Origin of the sequence: Kitasatospora sp. NPDC059722 (assembly GCF_042733235.1) — a bacterium.
Classification (GTDB): Bacteria; Actinomycetota; Actinomycetes; order Streptomycetales; family Streptomycetaceae; genus Kitasatospora.
Genome location: NZ_JBHWGD010000092.1, coordinates 8,186 through 25,824, shown reverse-complemented (window position 1 = coordinate 25,824; position 17,639 = coordinate 8,186). Strand labels below are relative to the sequence as shown.

The 17,639-nt window shown below is 73.8% G+C and carries 19 protein-coding genes; 11 read left to right on the top strand and 8 right to left on the bottom strand.

Going from position 1 to position 17,639, the window contains the following annotated elements:
* Positions 1 to 90: 90 nt before the first annotated feature.
* Complete coding sequence (locus tag ACFV4F_RS35910; RefSeq protein ID WP_380509053.1) at positions 91 to 756, bottom strand: rhomboid family intramembrane serine protease; 666 nt, start codon at positions 754 to 756, stop codon at positions 91 to 93.
* Between the two features lie 83 nt (positions 757 to 839).
* On the opposite strand from ACFV4F_RS35910, the gene ACFV4F_RS35905 reads away from it, so the two are divergent.
* Positions 840 to 1,358, top strand: a complete 519-nt coding sequence (locus ACFV4F_RS35905; RefSeq protein ID WP_380444561.1) for a YbhB/YbcL family Raf kinase inhibitor-like protein — start codon at positions 840 to 842, stop codon at positions 1,356 to 1,358.
* 4 nt (positions 1,359 to 1,362) lie between these two features.
* On the opposite strand, the gene ACFV4F_RS35900 is transcribed toward ACFV4F_RS35905, so the two are convergent.
* Positions 1,363 to 2,337, bottom strand: coding sequence for a helix-turn-helix transcriptional regulator (locus ACFV4F_RS35900; RefSeq protein ID WP_380444584.1), 975 nt, complete (start codon positions 2,335 to 2,337; stop codon positions 1,363 to 1,365).
* Positions 2,338 to 2,433: 96 nt separating this feature from the next.
* On the opposite strand from ACFV4F_RS35900, the gene ACFV4F_RS35895 reads away from it, so the two are divergent.
* Together ACFV4F_RS35895 and ACFV4F_RS35890 are read left to right on the top strand one after the other, a co-directional pair.
* Positions 2,434 to 3,915 (top strand): MFS transporter, encoded by a 1,482-nt coding sequence (locus ACFV4F_RS35895; protein ID WP_380509050.1) that lies wholly within the window; start codon positions 2,434 to 2,436, stop codon positions 3,913 to 3,915.
* A 70-nt stretch (positions 3,916 to 3,985) separates the two neighbouring features.
* Positions 3,986 to 4,198: a KTSC domain-containing protein gene (locus ACFV4F_RS35890; RefSeq protein ID WP_380444558.1), complete on the top strand. Its 213-nt coding sequence runs from the start codon at positions 3,986 to 3,988 to the stop codon at positions 4,196 to 4,198.
* Here ACFV4F_RS35890 and ACFV4F_RS35885 read toward each other — a convergent pair.
* Complete coding sequence (locus ACFV4F_RS35885; RefSeq protein ID WP_380509047.1) at positions 4,191 to 4,817, bottom strand: TetR/AcrR family transcriptional regulator; 627 nt, start codon at positions 4,815 to 4,817, stop codon at positions 4,191 to 4,193. The two genes, ACFV4F_RS35890 and ACFV4F_RS35885, sit on opposite strands and share 8 nt — an antisense overlap.
* Positions 4,818 to 4,920: 103 nt before the next feature.
* Here ACFV4F_RS35885 and ACFV4F_RS35880 point away from each other — a divergent pair, with 103 nt between their 5' ends.
* Entirely contained in the window at positions 4,921 to 5,322 is a 402-nt protein-coding gene (locus tag ACFV4F_RS35880) for a DUF4345 domain-containing protein (RefSeq protein ID WP_380509044.1), read from the top strand.
* A 26-nt stretch (positions 5,323 to 5,348) separates the two neighbouring features.
* Here the strand turns inward: ACFV4F_RS35880 and ACFV4F_RS35875 are convergent, their stop codons facing one another.
* The gene (locus tag ACFV4F_RS35875) at positions 5,349 to 5,948 is read right to left on the bottom strand and encodes an HhH-GPD-type base excision DNA repair protein (RefSeq protein WP_380509041.1); all 600 of its coding nucleotides are present in this window, start codon (positions 5,946 to 5,948) and stop codon (positions 5,349 to 5,351) included.
* Positions 5,949 to 6,222: 274 nt separating this feature from the next.
* Between ACFV4F_RS35875 and ACFV4F_RS35870 the strand changes: the two genes are divergently transcribed.
* The 4 genes from ACFV4F_RS35870 (at position 6,223) to ACFV4F_RS35855 (ending at position 10,789) form a co-directional block, all read left to right on the top strand.
* Positions 6,223 to 6,570 carry a DoxX family protein gene (locus ACFV4F_RS35870; protein ID WP_380444551.1) on the top strand — a complete coding sequence of 116 codons (348 nt, stop codon included), beginning with the start codon at positions 6,223 to 6,225 and terminating at the stop codon, positions 6,568 to 6,570.
* 384 nt (positions 6,571 to 6,954) lie between these two features.
* The gene (locus ACFV4F_RS35865; protein WP_380509038.1) at positions 6,955 to 9,318 is read left to right on the top strand and encodes a germacradienol/geosmin synthase; all 2,364 of its coding nucleotides are present in this window, start codon (positions 6,955 to 6,957) and stop codon (positions 9,316 to 9,318) included.
* A gap of 170 nt (positions 9,319 to 9,488) precedes the next feature.
* Positions 9,489 to 10,295, top strand: coding sequence for a VOC family protein (locus tag ACFV4F_RS35860; protein WP_380494532.1), 807 nt, complete (start codon positions 9,489 to 9,491; stop codon positions 10,293 to 10,295).
* Positions 10,295 to 10,789, top strand: coding sequence for a DinB family protein (locus ACFV4F_RS35855; RefSeq protein ID WP_380444547.1), 495 nt, complete (start codon positions 10,295 to 10,297; stop codon positions 10,787 to 10,789). Before ACFV4F_RS35860 ends, ACFV4F_RS35855 begins: the two co-directional genes overlap by 1 nt.
* Here ACFV4F_RS35855 and ACFV4F_RS35850 read toward each other — a convergent pair.
* Positions 10,786 to 11,508, bottom strand: coding sequence for an ArsR/SmtB family transcription factor (locus ACFV4F_RS35850; protein WP_380509036.1), 723 nt, complete (start codon positions 11,506 to 11,508; stop codon positions 10,786 to 10,788). The two genes, ACFV4F_RS35855 and ACFV4F_RS35850, sit on opposite strands and share 4 nt — an antisense overlap.
* Positions 11,509 to 11,564: 56 nt before the next feature.
* Entirely contained in the window at positions 11,565 to 12,518 is a 954-nt protein-coding gene (locus ACFV4F_RS35845; protein ID WP_380509033.1) for a MerR family transcriptional regulator, read from the bottom strand.
* A gap of 169 nt (positions 12,519 to 12,687) precedes the next feature.
* Here ACFV4F_RS35845 and ACFV4F_RS35840 point away from each other — a divergent pair, with 169 nt between their 5' ends.
* Both ACFV4F_RS35840 and ACFV4F_RS35835 read left to right on the top strand, forming a co-directional pair.
* Positions 12,688 to 14,187, top strand: a complete 1,500-nt coding sequence (locus tag ACFV4F_RS35840; RefSeq protein ID WP_380509030.1) for an alpha/beta hydrolase — start codon at positions 12,688 to 12,690, stop codon at positions 14,185 to 14,187.
* A 60-nt stretch (positions 14,188 to 14,247) separates the two neighbouring features.
* Entirely contained in the window at positions 14,248 to 14,949 is a 702-nt protein-coding gene (locus ACFV4F_RS35835; RefSeq protein WP_380444540.1) for a helix-turn-helix domain-containing protein, read from the top strand.
* Here the strand turns inward: ACFV4F_RS35835 and ACFV4F_RS35830 are convergent.
* A complete protein-coding gene (locus ACFV4F_RS35830; protein WP_380509027.1) occupies positions 14,946 to 15,419 on the bottom strand; it encodes a VOC family protein in 474 nt (157 codons plus the stop codon). The genes ACFV4F_RS35835 and ACFV4F_RS35830 overlap by 4 nt on opposite strands.
* Before the next feature lie 95 nt (positions 15,420 to 15,514).
* Positions 15,515 to 16,597, bottom strand: a complete 1,083-nt coding sequence (locus tag ACFV4F_RS35825; RefSeq protein ID WP_380509024.1) for an alpha/beta fold hydrolase — start codon at positions 16,595 to 16,597, stop codon at positions 15,515 to 15,517.
* A gap of 148 nt (positions 16,598 to 16,745) precedes the next feature.
* Between ACFV4F_RS35825 and ACFV4F_RS35820 the strand changes: the two genes are divergently transcribed.
* Positions 16,746 to 17,477 (top strand): TetR/AcrR family transcriptional regulator, encoded by a 732-nt coding sequence (locus ACFV4F_RS35820; protein WP_380494517.1) that lies wholly within the window; start codon positions 16,746 to 16,748, stop codon positions 17,475 to 17,477.
* Positions 17,478 to 17,639 lie beyond the last annotated feature (162 nt).

Below are 17,639 nucleotides of genomic sequence, written 5' to 3'. Positions count from 1 at the left end.
GCGAACACCCCTCCGCCCCCGGCACGGCCCGGCTACACTCCCGACCACCAGGCCGCTGACCAGGGAAAACGGAGAACTCTCACTGGAGTACTAGAGGCCCAGGTCGTCCAGCTCCTTGAGCAGGGCGGAGCGGGAGTCGGCGGGTGCGGGTGCGGGTGCGGGCGCGGGCGCCGGCTTCGGTGCCGCCTGGTCGCGGAGCAGGACGGCGGCGGCCAGTCCGCCGGCCAGCCCGCCGAGGTGGCCCAGCCAGCTGACGCCGTGGGCGACCGGCAGCACGCCGATCAGGATGGTCCAGTAGACCGCGGCGACGCCGAGGCCGACCACCGCGTCCAGCACGTTGCGGTCGAGGACCCCGCGCAGCACCACGTAGCCGAGGTAGCCGTAGACCATGCCGCTCGCCCCGGCCGTCACGGTGTTCGGGCTCTCCAGCAGCCAGACCGTGAGCCCGCCGGAGACCACGATCACCAGGCTGGCCAGCAGGAACTTGCGCATGCCCCGGTAGGCGGCCAGGAAGCCGAGCACGAACAGCGGCCAGGAGTTGGAGACGATGTGGTCCCAACTGAAGTGCAGGAACGGCATGGTGAACATCTCGGGCAGGTCGCCGACCCGTTCCGGGCGCAGACCGAACTCCCGGGACAGGTCGTAGTCGTCCAGCCAGTTCAGCACCTGCACGGACCAGATGACGGCCTGGATCCCGAGCATGGTGAACAGCGCGCGGCGGGAGTCCGAGAGCAACCGGGCGAATTTCGAAGCCATGGTGTCGACTTTAGGGGCGACCGGATCGGACGTGCACCCCGTTACAGTGACCGGTGTCATCCCGACCGTGAGAGGTGCACGCCATGAGTGTCCGTCCGCCGCTTCCGTACGAGTTCCTGCCGCAGGTGCCGTCCTTCCCGCTGACCAGCGCGGACCTCACCGAAGGCGGCACGCTGGCGCGGGAGTTCATCCACGCCGGCGGCAACCTCTCGCCGCAGCTGTCCTGGTCGGGCCTGCCGGAGGGCACCCGCGGCATCGCCGTCACCTGCTACGACCCGGACGCGCCGACCGGCTCCGGCTGGTGGCACTGGCTCGCGCTGAACCTGCCCGCCGGCACCACCGAACTGCCGCGCGGCGCGGGCTCCTCGGACGACGCCCTGCCGGGCGCGGCCTCCTTCCACGGGCGCAACGACTTCCCGGGCAACCGGTACGACGGCGCCGCCCCGCCGCCCGGCGCCCCGCACCGCTACGTCTTCGCGGTGCACGCGCTCGACGTCGAGAAGCTGGACGTCTCGGCCGACACCCCGCCGGCCCAGGTCGGCTTCCACCTCACCTTCCACACCCTCGGCCGGGCGCTGCTCACCGCCGAGTTCGGGGTCTGACGGCTCAGGGAGGACCGGCCAGGTCGGCCGCGCGGGTGGCGCGGCCGGCCAGGGTGCGCAGGTGGGCGATCAGCTCCGGGGGCTCGTGCACCTCGAACTCGCAGTCGAGCAGCAGCAGTCCGGACGCGAGCCACTTGAGCGAGTCGCCCCGGGAGTGCAGCCGGCAGGTGCGGTCGTCGATCGGCTCGATCCGGTACTCCCCGGTCCACGGCATCCAGCGGTCGACCTCGTCGGCGGGGCGGTGCACGGTGGCGACCATGCGGTACGCCGTGTTCCGGCGGCGCAGCTTGTCGGCCACGAACGCGGCGGCGTCCTCGGCGGGCAGCGGGCGCGGGGTGAAGCGCGCGCCGGTGGCGAAGGGCTCGCGGAGCCGGTCGACCCGGAAGAGCCGCCAGTCGTCCCGGTCCAGGTCGAAGCCGACCAGGTACCAGCGGCGGCCGGTGGAGACCAGGCGCTCGGGCTCGACGTTGCGGCGGGTCTCGGCGCCGTCGCGGGCCCGGTAGGCGAAGCGCAGGCGCTCGTGGTTGGCGACGGCGCCGGCGAGCAGGGTGAGGTCGTCCGGGTCGACGGTCGGGCCGTCGCCGGTCATCAGCGGCACGGTGGCCGTGTTGAGCGCGCCCACCCGGTGCCGGAGCCGCCCGGGCAGCACCTGGAGCAGCTTGCCCAGGGCCCGGACGGAGGCCTCCTCGATGCCCACCACCGCGTGCCCGGCCGCGGCCCGCAGCCCGACCGCGATGGCGACCGCCTCCTCGTCGTCCAGCAGCAGCGGCGGCATCGCCGTCCCCGCGACCAGCCGGTAGCCGCCGATCGCGCCCATCGTCGCCTGCACCGGGTAGCCGAGGTCGCGCAGCCGGTCGATGTCGCGCCGGATCGTCCGGGCGCTGACGCCGAGCCGCTCGGCGAGCTCGCTGCCGGGCCACTCGCGCGGGGTCTGCAGCAGGGAGAGCAGGTTCAGCAGACGGGCCGGGGTGTCGGTCATGCCGTCCAGGATGCCGGAGAACTGGGACAGGATCTGGCCTACATGCCCCCTACCGTCGTCCACGTGCCGACGAGCGAGACGAACGAGGAGCGTGTGATGAGCACAGTGGACACCGACCGGCGGAGGTGGATCGCGCTGGCGATCGTGATGGTCGCCTCCTTCATGGACCTGGTGGACGTGACGATCGTCAACATCGCCGTCCCCAGCATCCAGGAGGACACCGGCGCCTCCTTCAGCGCCATCCAGTGGGTGACCGGCGGCTACGCGCTGGCCTTCGCGATCGGCCTGATCACCGGCGGGCGCCTCGGCGACATCTACGGCCGCAAGCGGCTGTTCCTGGTCGGCATCGGCGGCTTCACGCTCGCGTCCGCGCTGTGCGGCCTGGCCACCGGGCCGGACATGCTGGTCGCGATGCGGGTGCTCCAGGGCGGCACGGCGGCCCTCATGGTGCCGCAGGTGCTCTCGATCATCCACGCGACCTTCCCGGCGGAGGAGCGCGGCAAGGTGTTCGGCATGTTCGGCGCGGTGGTCGGCCTGGGCGCCGTCTCCGGGCCGCTGATCGGCGCGCTGCTCACCGAGTGGGACCTCCTCGGCCTGGCCTGGCGGCCGATCTTCCTGATCAACCTGCCGGTGGGCCTGGCCGGCCTGCTGGCCGGGCGCCGCTTCATCAGCGAGTCGAAGGCCGAGAAGGCGCTCAAGCTCGACCTGGTGGGCGTGGCCCTCGCGAGCGTCGGCCTGCTGATGCTGATCTACCCGCTGACGCACGGGCGGGAGGCCGGCTGGCCGCTCTGGGGCTACCTGTCGATGGCCGGCAGCCTCGTGGTGTTCGCGCTGTTCGTGGTGTACGAGAAGGCCAAGGCCCGGCGGGACGGCTCGCCCCTGGTGGAGCTCTCGCTGTTCCGGGTGAAGTCCTTCGCGGCCGGGATCGGCGTGCAGCTCACCTTCGGCGTGGTCTGCGGGATCTTCTTCCTGGTGTGGACCCTCTACATGCAGATGGGCCTCGGCTGGAGCCCGCTGAAGGCCGGCTCGACCGGCATCCCGTTCTCGCTCGCGGTCTCGACGGCCGCCGGGCTGTCCGTGCAGAAGCTGGTGCCGCGGTTCGGGCGCCGGGTGCTGCAGACCGGCGCGCTGGTGATGGCGGCGGGCGTGCTCACCTACATCTGGGAGGCGCACCGCTACGGGACGGCGATCGCGCCCTGGCAGATGGCGCTGCCGCTGGTCGTGATGGGCCTCGGGATGGGGCTGATCGTCGCGCCGATCACCGACGCGATCCTGGCGGAGGTGCCGCGCGAGCACGCCGGATCGGCGTCGGGCCTGATCAACACCGTGCAGCAGGTGGGCAACGCGCTCGGGCTCGGCCTGGTGTCGGTGGCCTTCTTCGGGGCCATGGACGACGTCGTCGCGCCGACGGCGGTGGGGGACGCGTTCAGCGGGGCCTTCGTCCACGCGATGTGGTGGGTCGCGGGGGTGCTGGTGGTGGTGTTCCTGCTGATGTTCGCGCTGCCGCGCCGGAAGGCCGTCGCCGCGGGTGCGGAGTCGGACGCGGCCGTCGGGGCCCGGGAGCCCGAGCTGGTCTGACGGTTCCGTGCGGACTAGGGCCCCGGTCGCGATGCGCGGCCGGGGCCCTCGTGCGCACACTGGACGGGTCATGGACCGTACGGCGGTGGAGTCCTCGGTGCTGCGCTCGGTCGGGTACGACCGCCCGGCGCGGCGGCTGGAGCTGGAGTTCCTCGGCGGGCGCGTGTACGAGTACGCGGCCGTGCCGGCCCGGGTGCACCGCGAGTTGATGGCGGCGGACAGCCACGGCCGGTTCTTCGTCCGGCGGATCCGGGGGCGCTACGCCTATCGGCGGCTCAGCTGACGTCCCCGGCGGTGCGCGGCCAGTCGGGGGCCGGGTCGACCGGCAGCAGCGGGCGGAGGGCGCCGATGCAGCCGCCGATGCACGCGTCGCGGAGCTCGGTGCGGGTGCAGGTCTCCTCGGTGAGCCAGTCGACGACCAGGACCTGGACGAACACCAGCCAGCTGCGCAGGACTTGGGACACCGCCGCGCGGGTGCCGTCGTCGGCGAGGGGGAGCACGCCGAGGAGGCGGGCGCGCAGGGCGTCGAGCTCGTCGGTCATGATCGTCTGGATCACCGGGTCGCCGGCCAGCACGCGGTTCGCGGCGAGGACGGCGTGCCGGTTGGCGACGAAGTAGTCGAGGTGCGCGTCCATGCCCTCGACCAGTTGCTCGACGAGCGTGTCGGCCGGGTCGAAGCGGGACTTGCCCAGCAGCTGGTCGGCGGCCTGCTGGTAGACGGCGGCGAAGAGGTCCCGCTTGCCCGGGAAGTGCCGGTAGAGCAGGGCGCGGGAGACGCCCGCCTGCGCGGCGACCTCCTCCATCAGCACCTCCTCGTAGGGCCGGGCGGCGAAGAGCCGGGCTCCGACGGAGAGGAGCTGGGCGCGGCGGTCGGCGGGGGAGAGGCGCTGGCGTGCTGGCACGGGTGAAGACTACTTGACACGTGTCTACTAACGGGTGCCTCATGGAAGTAGACATGTGTCAACCAAGCGGCACGCGTCAACCGAGGCATGGGGTGGGTGCGTCATGGCCAAGGCACTGCGGGCGCTCGTGTGGACGATGGGGATCGCGTGCGTGGCGATCGGCCTCGGACACGTGCTGGTGGGCAACGCCGTGCTCCCCGGCGAGGAGCACGCCGGGGCGACGATCGACAGCTGGGGCCGCTTCATGGGCGGGATCTTCGCCGGGTACGGCGCCGCCTGGATCCGGCTCGCCCGGCAGGCGACGATCCCGGCGCGCACCGTCCGGTGGCTCGCCGGCGTGTTCCTGCTCGGTGGCGCCGGGCGGCTGCTGTCGCTCGCGGCGACGGGCTGGCCGGGCGCGTTCCAGGCCGTGCTGGCCGCGCTCGAACTCGGGCTGCCGCCGGTGTACTTCTGGCTGGCGGACGCCGACGAGCGCCGGACCGCGGCCGGTCCGGCGGTGGCCTGAGCCGGTCCGGTGGGCGGTCGGGCGGCTCAGCGCGCCTTGGCGGTGGCCTTGGCCTCCTTCGCGGCGCGCTTCGCCTCCTGCTTGAACTCCCGTACCAGGACGAGCGATTCGGGCCCGGTGATGTCGGCGACCGAGCGGTGCGCGCCCTCGTCGCCGTACGCGCCGGCCGCCTCGCGCCAGCCGTCCGGCCGCACGCCGTACTGCTTGCCGAGCAGTGCCAGGAAGATCTGGGACTTCTGCTTGCCGAAGCCGGGGAGTGCGTTGAGCCGGCTCAGCAGCTCCTTGCCCGTCCTGGCGTCCTTCCACAGCGCGGCGGCGTCGCCGTCGTACTGCGCCACGAGGAACTGGCAGAGCTGCTGCACCCGCTTGGCCATCGCGGCCGGGTAGCGGTGCACGGCCGGCTTCGCGGAGAGCAGGGCCACGAACTCCTCGGGGTTGTACGTGGCGATCTCGTGGGCGTCCAGGTCGTTCCGTCCGAGCCGCTGGGCGATGGTCAACGGGCCGGTGAACGCCCACTCCATGGGCACCTGTTGGTCCAGCAGCATGCCGACGAGCGCGGCGAGCGCGCTGCGTCCGAGCAGATCATCGGCCTCGGGCTGCTGTGCGAGCCGAACGGTGACGTCCATGGGGCCCTCCTCGGAGTGAATCGGTCGGGTAGGCGCCCAGTCTGGTCGACGGGGTGGGAGGGGTGGTGGTCAACACGCCCGTAGGAGGGGAAGTCTTGGGGATCGAGGCCATGGCGGACCTGGTTTGTTCGTTGGCGTAGCGGTTGTTGGGGGCGTCCGGAGCCAACACCCCACCCCTGGACGGAACATTTTTTCCCCGTGGCGGTCACACTCTCCGCTTCCGGCGGGTCGAAGGAGTGTCGGACCAACCAGCCACCGAGTGGGGAGCACTTCAATGTCCGTGGCCTACGTCATCGTCACCGTCCTCGGCGCCGTCATGGCCGGATTCTCGGCCGGCTCGGTCTTCGCCGGAGCGAAGTACGTCGTCGAGCCGCTCGCCCAGTACGGCGTCCCGCGCAGCTGGTGGGTCTGGCTCGGGATCGCCAAGGCCGCGGGCGCGGCCGGCCTCCTGGTGGGCCTCCTCGTCCCGGGGGTCGGCCGCCTCGCCGCCGTCGGCCTGATCCTCTACTTCGTCGGCGCCGCGCTCACCGTCGTCCGCGCCCGCCACTACGCGCACGTCCCGTTCCCGCTGGTCTACCTCGCGCCGGTGGCGGCTTCGCTGGTCCTCGGTCTGGCGGCCTGAGCGGCCTGAGCGGCCGGTGCCGCGGTGCGCGGCCGGTGCCGCGGTGCGCCTCCCGGGAAGGACGGGCCGAACTCGGCCCGTCCTTCCGGCCGTTCGGGGTGGTGGGGGCTCGTGGGTGGTGCGTGCGTGGTGAGGACGTGGCGCCGGTGGCGTGTGCCCGGTGGGTGTGCGCTCCGCTGGGCGGGTGGTTGTGGCGGATGGTGCGGGTGGGGCTCCCGATCCCGCACGGGTGAGCCACCGTTGGCCGGTCGCTCGGGCGGAAGTTCGACCGGGGGTTCGAGCACGTGGGTCATCTCATATGACTGTTCTTGTTGTGCCGGTGCCGGGCCGGGAGCGCGCGTCATCCTTGGTCCAAGTCGACGCGTCCAGAAAGGCTCGCCCGCCGTGACCCAGCCGTTCGAACTGCCGTCCTTCTACGTGCCGCACCCGGCACGTCTCAACCCCCATCTCGACGGGGCCCGGGCCCACTCCTCCGACTGGGCGCGGGAGATGGGCATGCTGGAGGGGTCCGGGATCTGGGACCAGGAGGACCTCGACGCCCACGACTACGGCCTGCTCTGCGCCTACACCCACCCCGACGCCTCCGCCGAGGCGCTGTCGCTGGTCACCGACTGGTACGTGTGGGTCTTCTTCTTCGACGACCACTTCCTCGACATGTACAAGCGGACCAACGACCGCGAGGGCGGCAAGGCGCACCTCGACCGGCTGCCGCTGTTCATGCCGGCCGACCCGGCCGCCCCGGTCCCCGAGCCGGAGAACCCGGTCGAGGCGGGCCTGGCCGACCTCTGGCGGCGGACCGTGCCGGCGATGGGCGAGGACTGGCGGGTCCGCTTCGCCGAGAGCACCCGGAACCTGCTCGACGAGTCGCTGTGGGAGCTCTCCAACATCAACGCCGGCCGGATCGCCAACCCGGTCGAGTACATCGAGATGCGCCGCAAGGTCGGCGGCGCGCCGTGGTCCGCGCAGCTGGTCGAGGTGGCCGCCGGGGCCGAGGTGCCGAAGGAGGTCTCGGGCTCGCGCGCGCTGAGGGTGCTGATGGACGCGTTCGCCGACGCCGTGCACCTGCGCAACGACATCTTCTCCTACCAGCGGGAGGTGGAGGACGAGGGCGAGCTGAGCAACGGCATCCTGGTGCTGGAGCGGTTCCTGGAGTGCTCCACCCAGGAGGCCGCCGAGGCGGTCAACGACCTGCTCACCTCACGGCTCCAGCAGTTCGAGAACACCGTGTTCACCGAACTGCCCGTGCTGTTCGCCGAGACCGGGCTCGAACCGATCGGCCGCGCCAAGGTGCTGACGTACGTCAAGGGGCTGCAGGACTGGCAGTCGGGCGGGCACGAGTGGCACATGCGGTCGAGCCGCTACATGAACGGCGGGGGCATGAACGGCGGGGGCGCGGCGGCGGAACCGGGGTCGGAGTCGGAGTCGGTCGAGTCCATTGACGCCCGGGCCGGGTGGGACCCGTTCGCGATCGGCGGGATCGGCACGTCGGCGCTGGACCTGGTGCGCGGCGGCGGGCCCGGGCCGGAGGTGCCGGCGGCGCCCGTCGGGCCGGGCGCGGTGGATCCCGCGGTGCGGCGGGCGCGTTCGCACGGCCACGTGCCGTTCCAGCACGTCGGGCCGTCCCGGCTGCCGGAGTTCAAGGTGCCGTTCCCCCTGACCCTGAACCCTGACCTGGCGGGCGCGCGCGACCGGGCCGTCGAATGGGCCCGGCGGATGGGCCTGTTGGACGACCTGCCGGGCGTCCCCGGGTCCGCGCTCTGGACGGCCGAGTCCACCCGCGACTACGACCTCCCGCTCTGCATGGCGGGCATGCACCCGGACGCCACGGCCGCTCAACTCGACATCGGCTCGGCCTGGTTGCTCTGGGGCACCTGGGCGGACGACTACTTCCCCCGGGTCTACGGGCGCACCCGCGACCTCGCCGGTGCCAAGCTCGCCGTCGAGCGGCTGCCGCTGTTCATGCCGGTCGACGACGGCGGCCCGGCCGCGGAGCCGGCCACCGCCCTGGAGCGGGGCCTGGCCGACATCTGGGAGCGGACGGCGGGGCCGATGACCGCCGATGCCCGGCGGACGCTCCGCAGCAGCATCGAGGACATGCTCCACAGCTGGATCTGGGAGATCTCCAACCAGGTGCAGCACCGCATCCCGGACCCGGTCGACTACCTGGAGATGCGCCGGGCCACCTTCGGCTCCGACCTCACGATGAGCCTCAGCCGGATCGGCCACGGGCAGACCGTGCCGCCCGAGGTGTACGAGCACGGCGTGATGCGCTCACTGGAGAACTCGGCGGCCGACTACGCCTGCATGATCAACGACCTTTTCTCGTACCAGAAGGAGATCGAGTACGAGGGCGAGGTGCACAACGTCGTCCTGGTGGTCCAGAACTTCTTCGGCTGCGACTACCCGTCGGCCGTCCGGATCGTCGACGACCTGATGCACTCGCGGCTCGCCCAGTTCCAGCACGTCGCGGCCAAGGAGCTCCCGGTCCTGTACGACGACCTCGGGCTCGACGACGCGGCGCGCGAGCTGCTCGGGGGGTACGTCGGGGAACTGGAGAACTGGATCGCGGGGATCCTGAACTGGCACCGGGGGTGCCGCCGGTACACCGAGGACGACCTGAAGCGGCACTTCGGGCGTGAGGGGCACGACGCGGCGCGGGCGGAGGTGCCGCGGCTGGGCGTGGTGCCCGGCGGGCCGACGGGGCTGGGCACGTCGGCGGCCCGTGTGGCGTCGGCGCTGGTCGGGTAGCCGGCGCGGGCGAGGGCCCCGGTGCGGGGCGTGGTGCGGCCGGTCGGGACGGGCTCCGACCGGCCGCGCCGTGTGCGGGCGCGCGGGCGGCGAGGGGACTGGCTAGGGTGACGGAATGGGGGCAAACCGGGCGTAAATGCCACGCGAGAGCCGTACGAGAGGGCAGACAGATGGCCGCGCTACCTGAAGGCACACCCTGCTGGGCCGACGCGATGTTCACCGACCTGGAGGGCGCCAAGACCTTCTACGGCGACGTCCTGGGCTGGACCTTCGGCGAGAGCTCGTCGGAGTTCGGCAACTACACGCAGGCCTACTCGGACGGCAAGGCCGTCGCCGCCGTCGTGCCGCCGATGTCAGGCCCGGACGGTACCCAGGCCCCGTCCGCCTGGTGCCTGTACCTCGCCTCGCCGGACGCCGCCGCCACCGCCGAGAAGATCCGCGGCAACGGCGGCGAGGTGCTGATGGGCCCGATGCAGGTCGGCGAGTTCGGCACGATGGTGATCGCGAAGGACCCGGGCGGCGTCGTGTTCGGCGTCTGGCAGGCCGGTACCCACGAGGGCTTCGAGAAGCAGGGCGAGCCCGGCGCGTACTGCTGGGCCGAGGTGGTGACCCGCGACCCGGCCGGGGCGGACGGGTTCTTCCCCGCGGTCTTCCCGTACGGCGTGCAGAAGATGGACAGCGAGCAGGTCGACTACAAGATCTTCCGGCTCGGCGAGCAGCCGGTGCTGGGCCGGATGGCGATGGGTCCGGCCGACCTGCCGCCCGAGGTGCCCTCGTACGTGAGCGTGTACTTCGCGGTGGCCGACGTCGACGCGGCGCTCGTCCGGCTGCGCGCGGGCGGCGGCGCCGTGCACATGGAGCCGATGGACAGCCCGTTCGGCCGGTTCGCGGTGGTCGGCGACCCGCAGGGCGCCGCCTTCGGGATCATCGACACGGGGACGACCGCCGGCGACCTGCCCACCCTGGCGGACGCCTGATGGGCGAGCGCGAGGACCTCGTCGCGACGCTCGGCAAGCACCGCGGCTTCCTGCGGTACACCGTCCGCGACCTCACCGACGAGCAGGCCGCCCGGCGCACCACGGCCAGTGAACTGTGCCTGGGCGGCCTGATCAAGCACGTCGCCGCGGTGGAGGCGCGCTGGATGCGGTTCGCGGTCGGCGGCGCCGAGGAGATGCGGCGCGGCGGCGGCTCGCAGGACGACTGGGCCGCGATGTTCCGGATGCTCGACGGCGAGACGCTCGCCGGGCTGCTCGCCCGCTACGAGGAGGTGGCCCGGGAGACGGACGAGCTGGTCCGGACGCTGCCGGACCTCGACCTCGCGCACGAGCTGCCGAAGGCGCCGTGGTTCGAGCCGGGGGCGACGTGGTCGGTGCGGCGCGTCCTGCTGCACGTCCTCGCCGAGACGGCGCAGCACGCGGGGCACGCGGACATCCTGCGGGAGTCCTTGGACGGCGCGAAGACGATGGGTTAGCCGGCTTCCGGCTCCAGCCGCAGACCGAGGAGTTCGCGCAGCGCGCGGTCCCCGTCCGGCGTGACGCGCAGGGCCCGGCCGGAACCGATCCGCTGCACCCACGCGCGCTCCAGCGCCGTCCGGCAGAGCGCCGCGCCCAGCGCTCCGCCGAGGTGGGTGCGGCGTTCCGTCCAGTCCAGGCAGGTGCGGACCACCGGGCGGGCGCCCCTGCCGCCCGCCCGGGGCGGCAGGTCGATGGCCTGCTCGGCGAGCCAGCCGAGGCCGTCCCCGGTGAGGGCGAGCCCGGCGTCGTCGCTGACCAGGCCGCGGTCGAGCATGGCGTCGGCGACGGCCACGCCGAGGCGCCCGGCCAGGTGGTCGTAGCAGGTGCGGGCGCGGGCCTCGGCGCTGCGGCGGGTGGCCTCGCGGAGGGTGCCCGGGGCCGGCCCGCTTCCGCCGGCGGCGTCCCCCGCCGCCGACTCGGCGAAGACCGTGAGGTCCTCGATCAGCGTGGCGACGGCGGGCCCGGCCAGCCGGACGTACCGGTGCCGCCCCTGCCGCTCCTCGGCGAGCAGGCCGCCCGCGATCAGGCGCGACAGGTGCTCGCTCGCCGTGGACGGCGCGACGCCAGCGTGCCGGGCCAGCTCGCCGGCCGTCCAGGCGCGGCCGTCGAGCAGCGCGCCGCAGAACGCGGCGCGGGTGGGGTCGGCGAGCAGGGCGGCCAGCTGGGCGAGCGACATGCCTCCATGGTCGCGCGGAGTCGTTTCGGCCGGGGCCGAAACGGTGGCAGGCCTCTTCAGGCGGCTGCCGCCAGCTGCCCCGCCAGCGCCGCCCGCAGCCAGGCGTGCGCCCGGCCGAGGGTGGGCTCGTCGGGTGTGGTCAGTACGCCGGCGAGCTCCCAGTAGCGCGCGATCACCGGGTCGTCGGTGACGTCGAGCATGACCCGCAGCCGGCGCCGGAAGTCCGGCGTGTCCCGGACGGAGCGGGAGGCGGCGTGGGCGGCGACGAAGTTGTCGAGCGCCCCGCCGTCGTACGGGTCCCGGCCGGCGCGCAGCTCCGCCGAGGCCAGGTCGTAGGCCTCGCCGAGCCCCTCGTAGAGCACGGCGGGCCGGTACTCGTGGTCCGTGCGGGCGAGTTCGTTCGGGCAGCCGCCCTTGCCGGTGGCGGAGTGGCTCGGGCCCGAACAGCCCTGGGAGACGAGCGCGTTCAGCCGGGCGAACGCCAGCACCTGGTCGGGCGCCGGGTCCGCCGGGGGCTGCGGGACGGCCGCGTCGACGATCGCGGCGGTCAGCCGGGCGGGCATCCGCAGCGGCAGCGCGCGCCGCCAGAAGCGGGCCAGCGGGGTGGTGTCCGGCGGGGTGGTCAGCCCGCCGATGAGCGTCAGGCGGTCGGCGCGCTCCTCGGGCGGGCACTCGTGCAGCAGCCGCAGGGCGGCCTCCCGCCAGCGCAGGGCGGTGAGTTGGGAGCCGAGCTCGCGCAACTGCCGGGCCACCGCGTCCTCCAGGGCGTCGCCCAGCCCCCCGTCCTGCTCCAGCAGCCGGCCGACCTCCGGGACGGGCAGGTCGAGCGTGCGCAGCGAGCGGATCAGCCGCAGCCGCTCCAGCGCCTCCGGCCCGTACCGCCGGTGGCCGCCGGAACTGCGCCCGGCTTCGGGCAGCAGGCCGCGGTCGGAGTAGAAGCGGACGGTCTTGACGGTGACGCCCGCGTGCTCCGCGAGCTCACCAATGCTCCACAGGACGGCCGGTGGCAAGGCTTGAACCTCCCTCAGGGGGAGTTCCTACGGTACCCGCATCGCCCGGCCGGACGGGGGTCGGCCGGGTGATCACCGGCGTTGTCGGGCGACTGCCTGCGACTGCCTGCGACTGCCTGCGACGCCGGGTGACGCCGGGTGACGACGAACGACGAGGAGGAGATGCGACATGACCGCATTCGTGCTGGTACCGGGCCACTTCACCGGGGGCTGGATCTGGCGGGAGGTGAGCACCCGGCTCCGCGCGGCCGGCGCCGAGGTGCACGAGGCGACGCTCGCCGGCGGGGGCGGTGCCGGCCTGGAGGCCCACGTCGAGGACGTCCTGCGCCTGATCGACGCCGCCGCCGACCCCGAAGTCGTCCTGGTCGGCCACGAGTACGGCATCCACCCGGTGCTCGGCGCCGCCGACCGGCGGGCGGACCGCCTCACCCGCATCGTCTACCTGGACGCCGGCCTGCCGGTGGACGGCGACCGGGCCGTCCAGCTCGTCCCCGACCAGCTCGCCCGCGAGGTGCTGACCGACCCGGCCCGCCGACCCGCGGACGGCCTCCTCCCGGCGCCCGGCCGGGGCGAGTGGCACCGCTGGGGGAGCACCGACGGCCTCACCGCCGAAGCGCTGGACCGGCTCACCGGGCTGGCCACCGCGCAGCCCGTCGCCAGCCTCACCGAGCCGCTGCGGCTGTCCGGCGCCGTCGCCTCGGTGCCGACCACCGGGATCCTCTGCACCTCGGGCGGCGTCACCATCGCGAGCGTCGAGGCCATGGTGCGCACGGGCATGCCGCAGTTCCGGTTCCTGGCCGACCCCCGGGTGGGCTTCTTCGACCTCGACACCGGCCACTGGCCGATGCTCTCCCGCCCGGAGGAGCTCGCCGACCTCCTGCTCAGGGCCGCCGCCGGCGAGGGCCACCGGATCGCCCCGCCGCCCGCCGCCGAGGCGCCGGTGTTCTCGCGCCCGCACGTCCTGGACACCCCGGAGCACCCGCTGCCGGACTGCGCGCACGAGCGGGCCGGGAACCTCGACGTCTACCTGCCGGAAGCCGAAGGCCCGTTGCCCGCCGTGCTGTTCGTCCACGGCGGCCCCGTCCCCGCCGGCACCCGGCCCACCCCGCGCGACTGGCCGGTGTACGTCGGCTACGGCCGGTACGCGGCGAGCCTCGGCGTCGTCGGCGCGACGGTCGAGCACGGCCTGGACGAGCTCTACGGGTACCCGCGGGCCGCCGACGAGATCGCCGCGGCCGTCGAGGCGCTGCGCGCCCACCCGCGCGTGGACGGCGACCGGATCGCGCTCTGGTTCTTCTCCGGCGGCGGCCTGCTGACCACCGACTGGCTCGCCGAGCCGCCGTCCTGGCTGCGCTGCCTCGCCGCGAACTACCCCGTCCTCGCGCCGCTGCCCGGCTGGGAGGCCGTCGACCGGCGCTTCCGCCCGGCGGAGGCGGTGGCGGGGGCGGGCCGGCTGCCGATCGTGCTCACCCGGGCCGGGCTGGAGGCGGACGCGATCGCGGCGACGGTCGCCGGGTTCGTCGCGGCGGCGGGGGAGCACGAGGCGGCGCTGGAGGTGATCGACGTCCCGAACGGGCACCACGGCTTCGAGCTCGCGGACCACACCGACGAGGTCCGGGACGCCGTCGCCCGCGCCGCCGCCTCCGTCCTGCGGCACCTGCGGGCGTAGCCGTCCGGGGGTGGCCTTCCGCGCGTGGCCTTCCGCGCTTCCGGGCGTAGCCTTCGAGGCGTGGCCCCCGAGTACGCCGAGCGCGCGTCCCGCCTCCCCGGTGCGGTGGTGTGGACGCGCGCTGCGGTGCTGCCCGCTCCCTCCGCCGCGCCGGTCCTGCCCGACGGCTGCATGGACCTGCTGTGGACGGAGGGCCGGCTGCTCGTCGCGGGCCCGGACACCCACGCCTTCCGCCCCGGGCCCGGGCTCGCCGGCCCCTGGGCGGGCGTCCGCTTCTACCCCGGTACGGCCCCCGCGCTGCTCGGCGTCCCCGCGCACGAGCTGCGCGACCGCCGCGTCGACCTGGCCGACCTGCGCCCCGCCGCCGAGGTGCGCCGCCTCACCGGCCGCATCGACGCGGCCCCCGACCCGGTCGCCGCCCTGGAGGACCTCGCCCTGCGCCTCGCGGCCGACGCCGGGCCCGCCGACCCGCTGCTGCGCGCCGTCGTCGCGTCCCTGGCGGCGGGCCGGTCCGTCACGGCGACCGCCGAGCGCGTCGCCCTCGGCGAACGCCAGCTGCACCGCCGCTCGTTGAGCGCCTTCGGCTACGGCCCGAAGACCCTCGCCCGCATCCTCCGCCTGCAGCGCGCTCTCGCCCTGGCCCGCTCCGGCGTCCCCTTCGCGGACACCGCGGCCCGGACGGGCTTCGCCGACCAGGCCCATCTGGCGCGCGACGTGCGAGAGTTGACCGGGCTGCCGCTGACCGACCTGGTCCGGTCCTAGGGGGTGTCCTCGGTGAGGACGGCCAGCAGGTCGACGCCGTTGCCGTCGGGGTCGTGCACCGAGGCGTACCGCTGGCCCCAGAACGCGTCGAACGGCTTCAACTCCCCGTGGTACCCGGCTCCGACGAGGTCCTCGTACACCGCGTCCACGTGCGCGGGGCTCTCGCAGCGGAACGCGAGCCCAGTCCGGCTGCCGCCGGTCGGGGGCCGCCAGTCCGGGTGGAAGGAGCGGATGGTCGACTCGGCGTCGAGCGCCAGGAGCAGTCCGCCCGGCAGCTCCGCCTCGACGTGCGGCTCGTGCTCGGCCCCGTCGGGGAACAGGAGCCCGAGCCGCCGGTAGAAGGCGACCGAGGCGGCCATGTCGGAGACGGCGATGCCGACGAACGCGAACCTCGGTGCCGGCGTGGTGCTTTTCGTGCTGCCGGTGCCGCTCGTACTGCTCGTGCTGATCGTGCTGTTCTCGCTGTTCATGCCCGTCACGCTAGGCGGCGGTGCGGGCGCCCGTCTTGAAGGAAACGGACACTCTCCCGGCGTTGGCGTCGGCGTTGGCGTCGGCGCCGGCGGCCTCAGCGGGCGGCGAGTTCGCCCGTGACGACCGGCCGGACCTTGGTGAGCATGAGCTCCAGGAACTGCTCCGGCTCGCGGAAGGACGCGAAGTGGCTGGCGTTCCGGATCAGGGCGAAGTCCTTGACCGGCGCGCTGACGGCGTCGAAGAGGCGGCGGGCCGGCGCGGGCGGGGTGAGGACGTCGCTGTCGCCCTGGAAGACGAAGAACGGGAGCGCGAAGTCGGTGCCCTCGGCGTACTCGTCGACCGCCATCGCCTGCGGGCCCAGCTGCTCGGCGAAGGTCATGCCCTTCAGGTACGTCCTCAGTTCGCGCAGCGTGTGCAGCGGCGAGAACCAGAGCGAGCGGACCACGATGGTCTTCATGGTGTCGAAGGTCAGCGGGTCGGTGGTGACGACCAGCTTGTTGAACTCCGACCACTGGTGGGTGCTCCACGCCGTGGCGTCCGGGCCCATCGCGGTGACGGCGGCCAGCTCCTTGCGCTTGCCGCCGGCCCGGAGCCGCTCGACCAGGGCGTCGTACGCGGGGTGCGGGCGGCCGCCGGCGAGGACGTTCTGGTCGGTGCCGACGTAGGCCGAGTACAGCTCGGGGTGGTTGCGGGCCAGGCGCAGGCCGAGCACGGTGCCGATCGAGTTGGCGACCAGCAGCACCTTCGGCACGCCGAGCCGGGCGCGGACGTACTCGGTGACCTCCAGCGCGTCCCGGTGCAGCCGGTCGAGGCTCATCTCGCCCTGCCCCTCCGGGCCCCCGTGGCCGAAGGTCTTGCCGCCGCCCCGCATGTCCCAGCGGACGATCGTGAAGTGCCGCTCCCAGGCCCGGGTGCGGGGGACGAACGGCAGGTTGGAGGCGCCGGGGCCGCCGTGGATCTCCAGCACCACCGGGTTGTCGAGGCTCTCGCCGCGGACGGAGACCCACTGGTCGATGCCCCCGATGCGGACGAACCCGGACTCGTCGATGCCCTTCGGCGACGTGATGCGCATCCGCTCGGCGGCGGCGTGGCGCTTGAGCCCCCGGTAGCCGAGGAGCCCGGCGACGGGGGCGGCGAGCGCGGTGGCGGCGGAGGCGGCGATGACGGTGGCGAGCATGGTGGTTCCCCCAACTGTTTATGGCATCAGCAGTTCGATGTGTTTAAGGTATATACAGTTCCTGTCGGGTGTCAACGGCCCGGCCGGACCGGGCACGGGAACCGGACCCGACACGAGGCACGGGAACCGACACGAGAAGGAGGGCCGCATGGCCAAGGAGAAGGTGCGCGACCTGCGCGCGGGCGTCGCGCTGCTGTGGGGCGAGCAGGACCGACCCACCCGGGGTCCCAAACCGAGCCTCACCCCGGGCCGGATCGCCGAGGCCGCGGTCGGGCTGGCGGACGCCGAGGGCCTGGAGGCCGTCTCCATGAACAAGGTCGCCGCCGGGTTCGGGATGTCCGCGATGGCGCTCTACCGCTACGTGCCCGGCAAGGCCGAACTCGTCGAGCTGATGGTCGAGTCCGTCCTCGCCGACGCCCCCGACCTCACCGCGGCCGGCCCCGACTGGCGCCCGCGGATCGTCGCCTGGGCACGCGCGTCCGAGCAGGTCCACCGCAGCCACCCCTGGCTACTGGCCGCCACCGCGATGCGCCACCAGCTCATGGGCCCCAACCAGCTCGGCTGGCTCGACGCCGCCCTCACCGCCCTGGCCCCCACCGGCCTGACCGCCGCGCAGCAGCACCGCGTCTTCGTCCTCGTCGCCGGATACGTGCGCACCCACGCGCAACAGCAGCTCGACTTCGACGAGGCCCACAGCCGCGAATGGGCCCACCTCACCGGCGAACTGCTCACCCGGCAGCCCGACCGCTTCCCCGCCCTGACCGCCGCCCTCGCCGCCGGTGCCTTCGCCCCCGGCGACGCCGCCGCGCCGACGGACACCCTTCGGTTCGGCCTGGACCGGATCCTCGACGGCGTCCAGGTCCTGATCGACCGCACCTGATCGACCGCGCCTGACCGATGGCGCCTGATCGGCTGCACCTGATCGACCGGGCCTGACCGACGACGAATGGGGGGGGGCGCGGGTGTCGGGGCGATGCCGAGGGCCGGAGCGGGTGACGGGTCGGGGGCGGCGGGGGGGGGCGGGGGGCCCGCGGACTCGCGG

Excerpts from the sequence above, each read along its gene's own strand:
- ACFV4F_RS35900 (WP_380444584.1), bottom strand. The coding sequence starts at position 2,337 with ATGACCGACACCCCGGCCCGTCTGCTGAACCTGCTCTCCCTGCTGCAG.
- ACFV4F_RS35830 (WP_380509027.1), bottom strand. The coding sequence starts at position 15,419 with ATGAACAGCGAGAACAGCACGATCAGCACGAGCAGTACGAGCGGCACC.
- ACFV4F_RS35880 (WP_380509044.1), top strand. The coding sequence starts at position 4,921 with ATGGCCAAGGCACTGCGGGCGCTCGTGTGGACGATGGGGATCGCGTGC.
- ACFV4F_RS35855 (WP_380444547.1), top strand. The coding sequence starts at position 10,295 with ATGGGCGAGCGCGAGGACCTCGTCGCGACGCTCGGCAAGCACCGCGGC.
- ACFV4F_RS35870 (WP_380444551.1), top strand. The coding sequence starts at position 6,223 with ATGTCCGTGGCCTACGTCATCGTCACCGTCCTCGGCGCCGTCATGGCC.
- ACFV4F_RS35840 (WP_380509030.1), top strand. The coding sequence starts at position 12,688 with ATGACCGCATTCGTGCTGGTACCGGGCCACTTCACCGGGGGCTGGATC.
- ACFV4F_RS35875 (WP_380509041.1), bottom strand. The coding sequence starts at position 5,948 with ATGGACGTCACCGTTCGGCTCGCACAGCAGCCCGAGGCCGATGATCTG.
- ACFV4F_RS35820 (WP_380494517.1), top strand. The coding sequence starts at position 16,746 with ATGGCCAAGGAGAAGGTGCGCGACCTGCGCGCGGGCGTCGCGCTGCTG.
- ACFV4F_RS35860 (WP_380494532.1), top strand. The coding sequence starts at position 9,489 with ATGGCCGCGCTACCTGAAGGCACACCCTGCTGGGCCGACGCGATGTTC.
- ACFV4F_RS35910 (WP_380509053.1), bottom strand. The coding sequence starts at position 756 with ATGGCTTCGAAATTCGCCCGGTTGCTCTCGGACTCCCGCCGCGCGCTG.
- ACFV4F_RS35850 (WP_380509036.1), bottom strand. The coding sequence starts at position 11,508 with ATGTCGCTCGCCCAGCTGGCCGCCCTGCTCGCCGACCCCACCCGCGCC.
- ACFV4F_RS35825 (WP_380509024.1), bottom strand. The coding sequence starts at position 16,597 with ATGCTCGCCACCGTCATCGCCGCCTCCGCCGCCACCGCGCTCGCCGCC.
- ACFV4F_RS35890 (WP_380444558.1), top strand. The coding sequence starts at position 3,986 with ATGGACCGTACGGCGGTGGAGTCCTCGGTGCTGCGCTCGGTCGGGTAC.
- ACFV4F_RS35905 (WP_380444561.1), top strand. The coding sequence starts at position 840 with ATGAGTGTCCGTCCGCCGCTTCCGTACGAGTTCCTGCCGCAGGTGCCG.
- ACFV4F_RS35895 (WP_380509050.1), top strand. The coding sequence starts at position 2,434 with ATGAGCACAGTGGACACCGACCGGCGGAGGTGGATCGCGCTGGCGATC.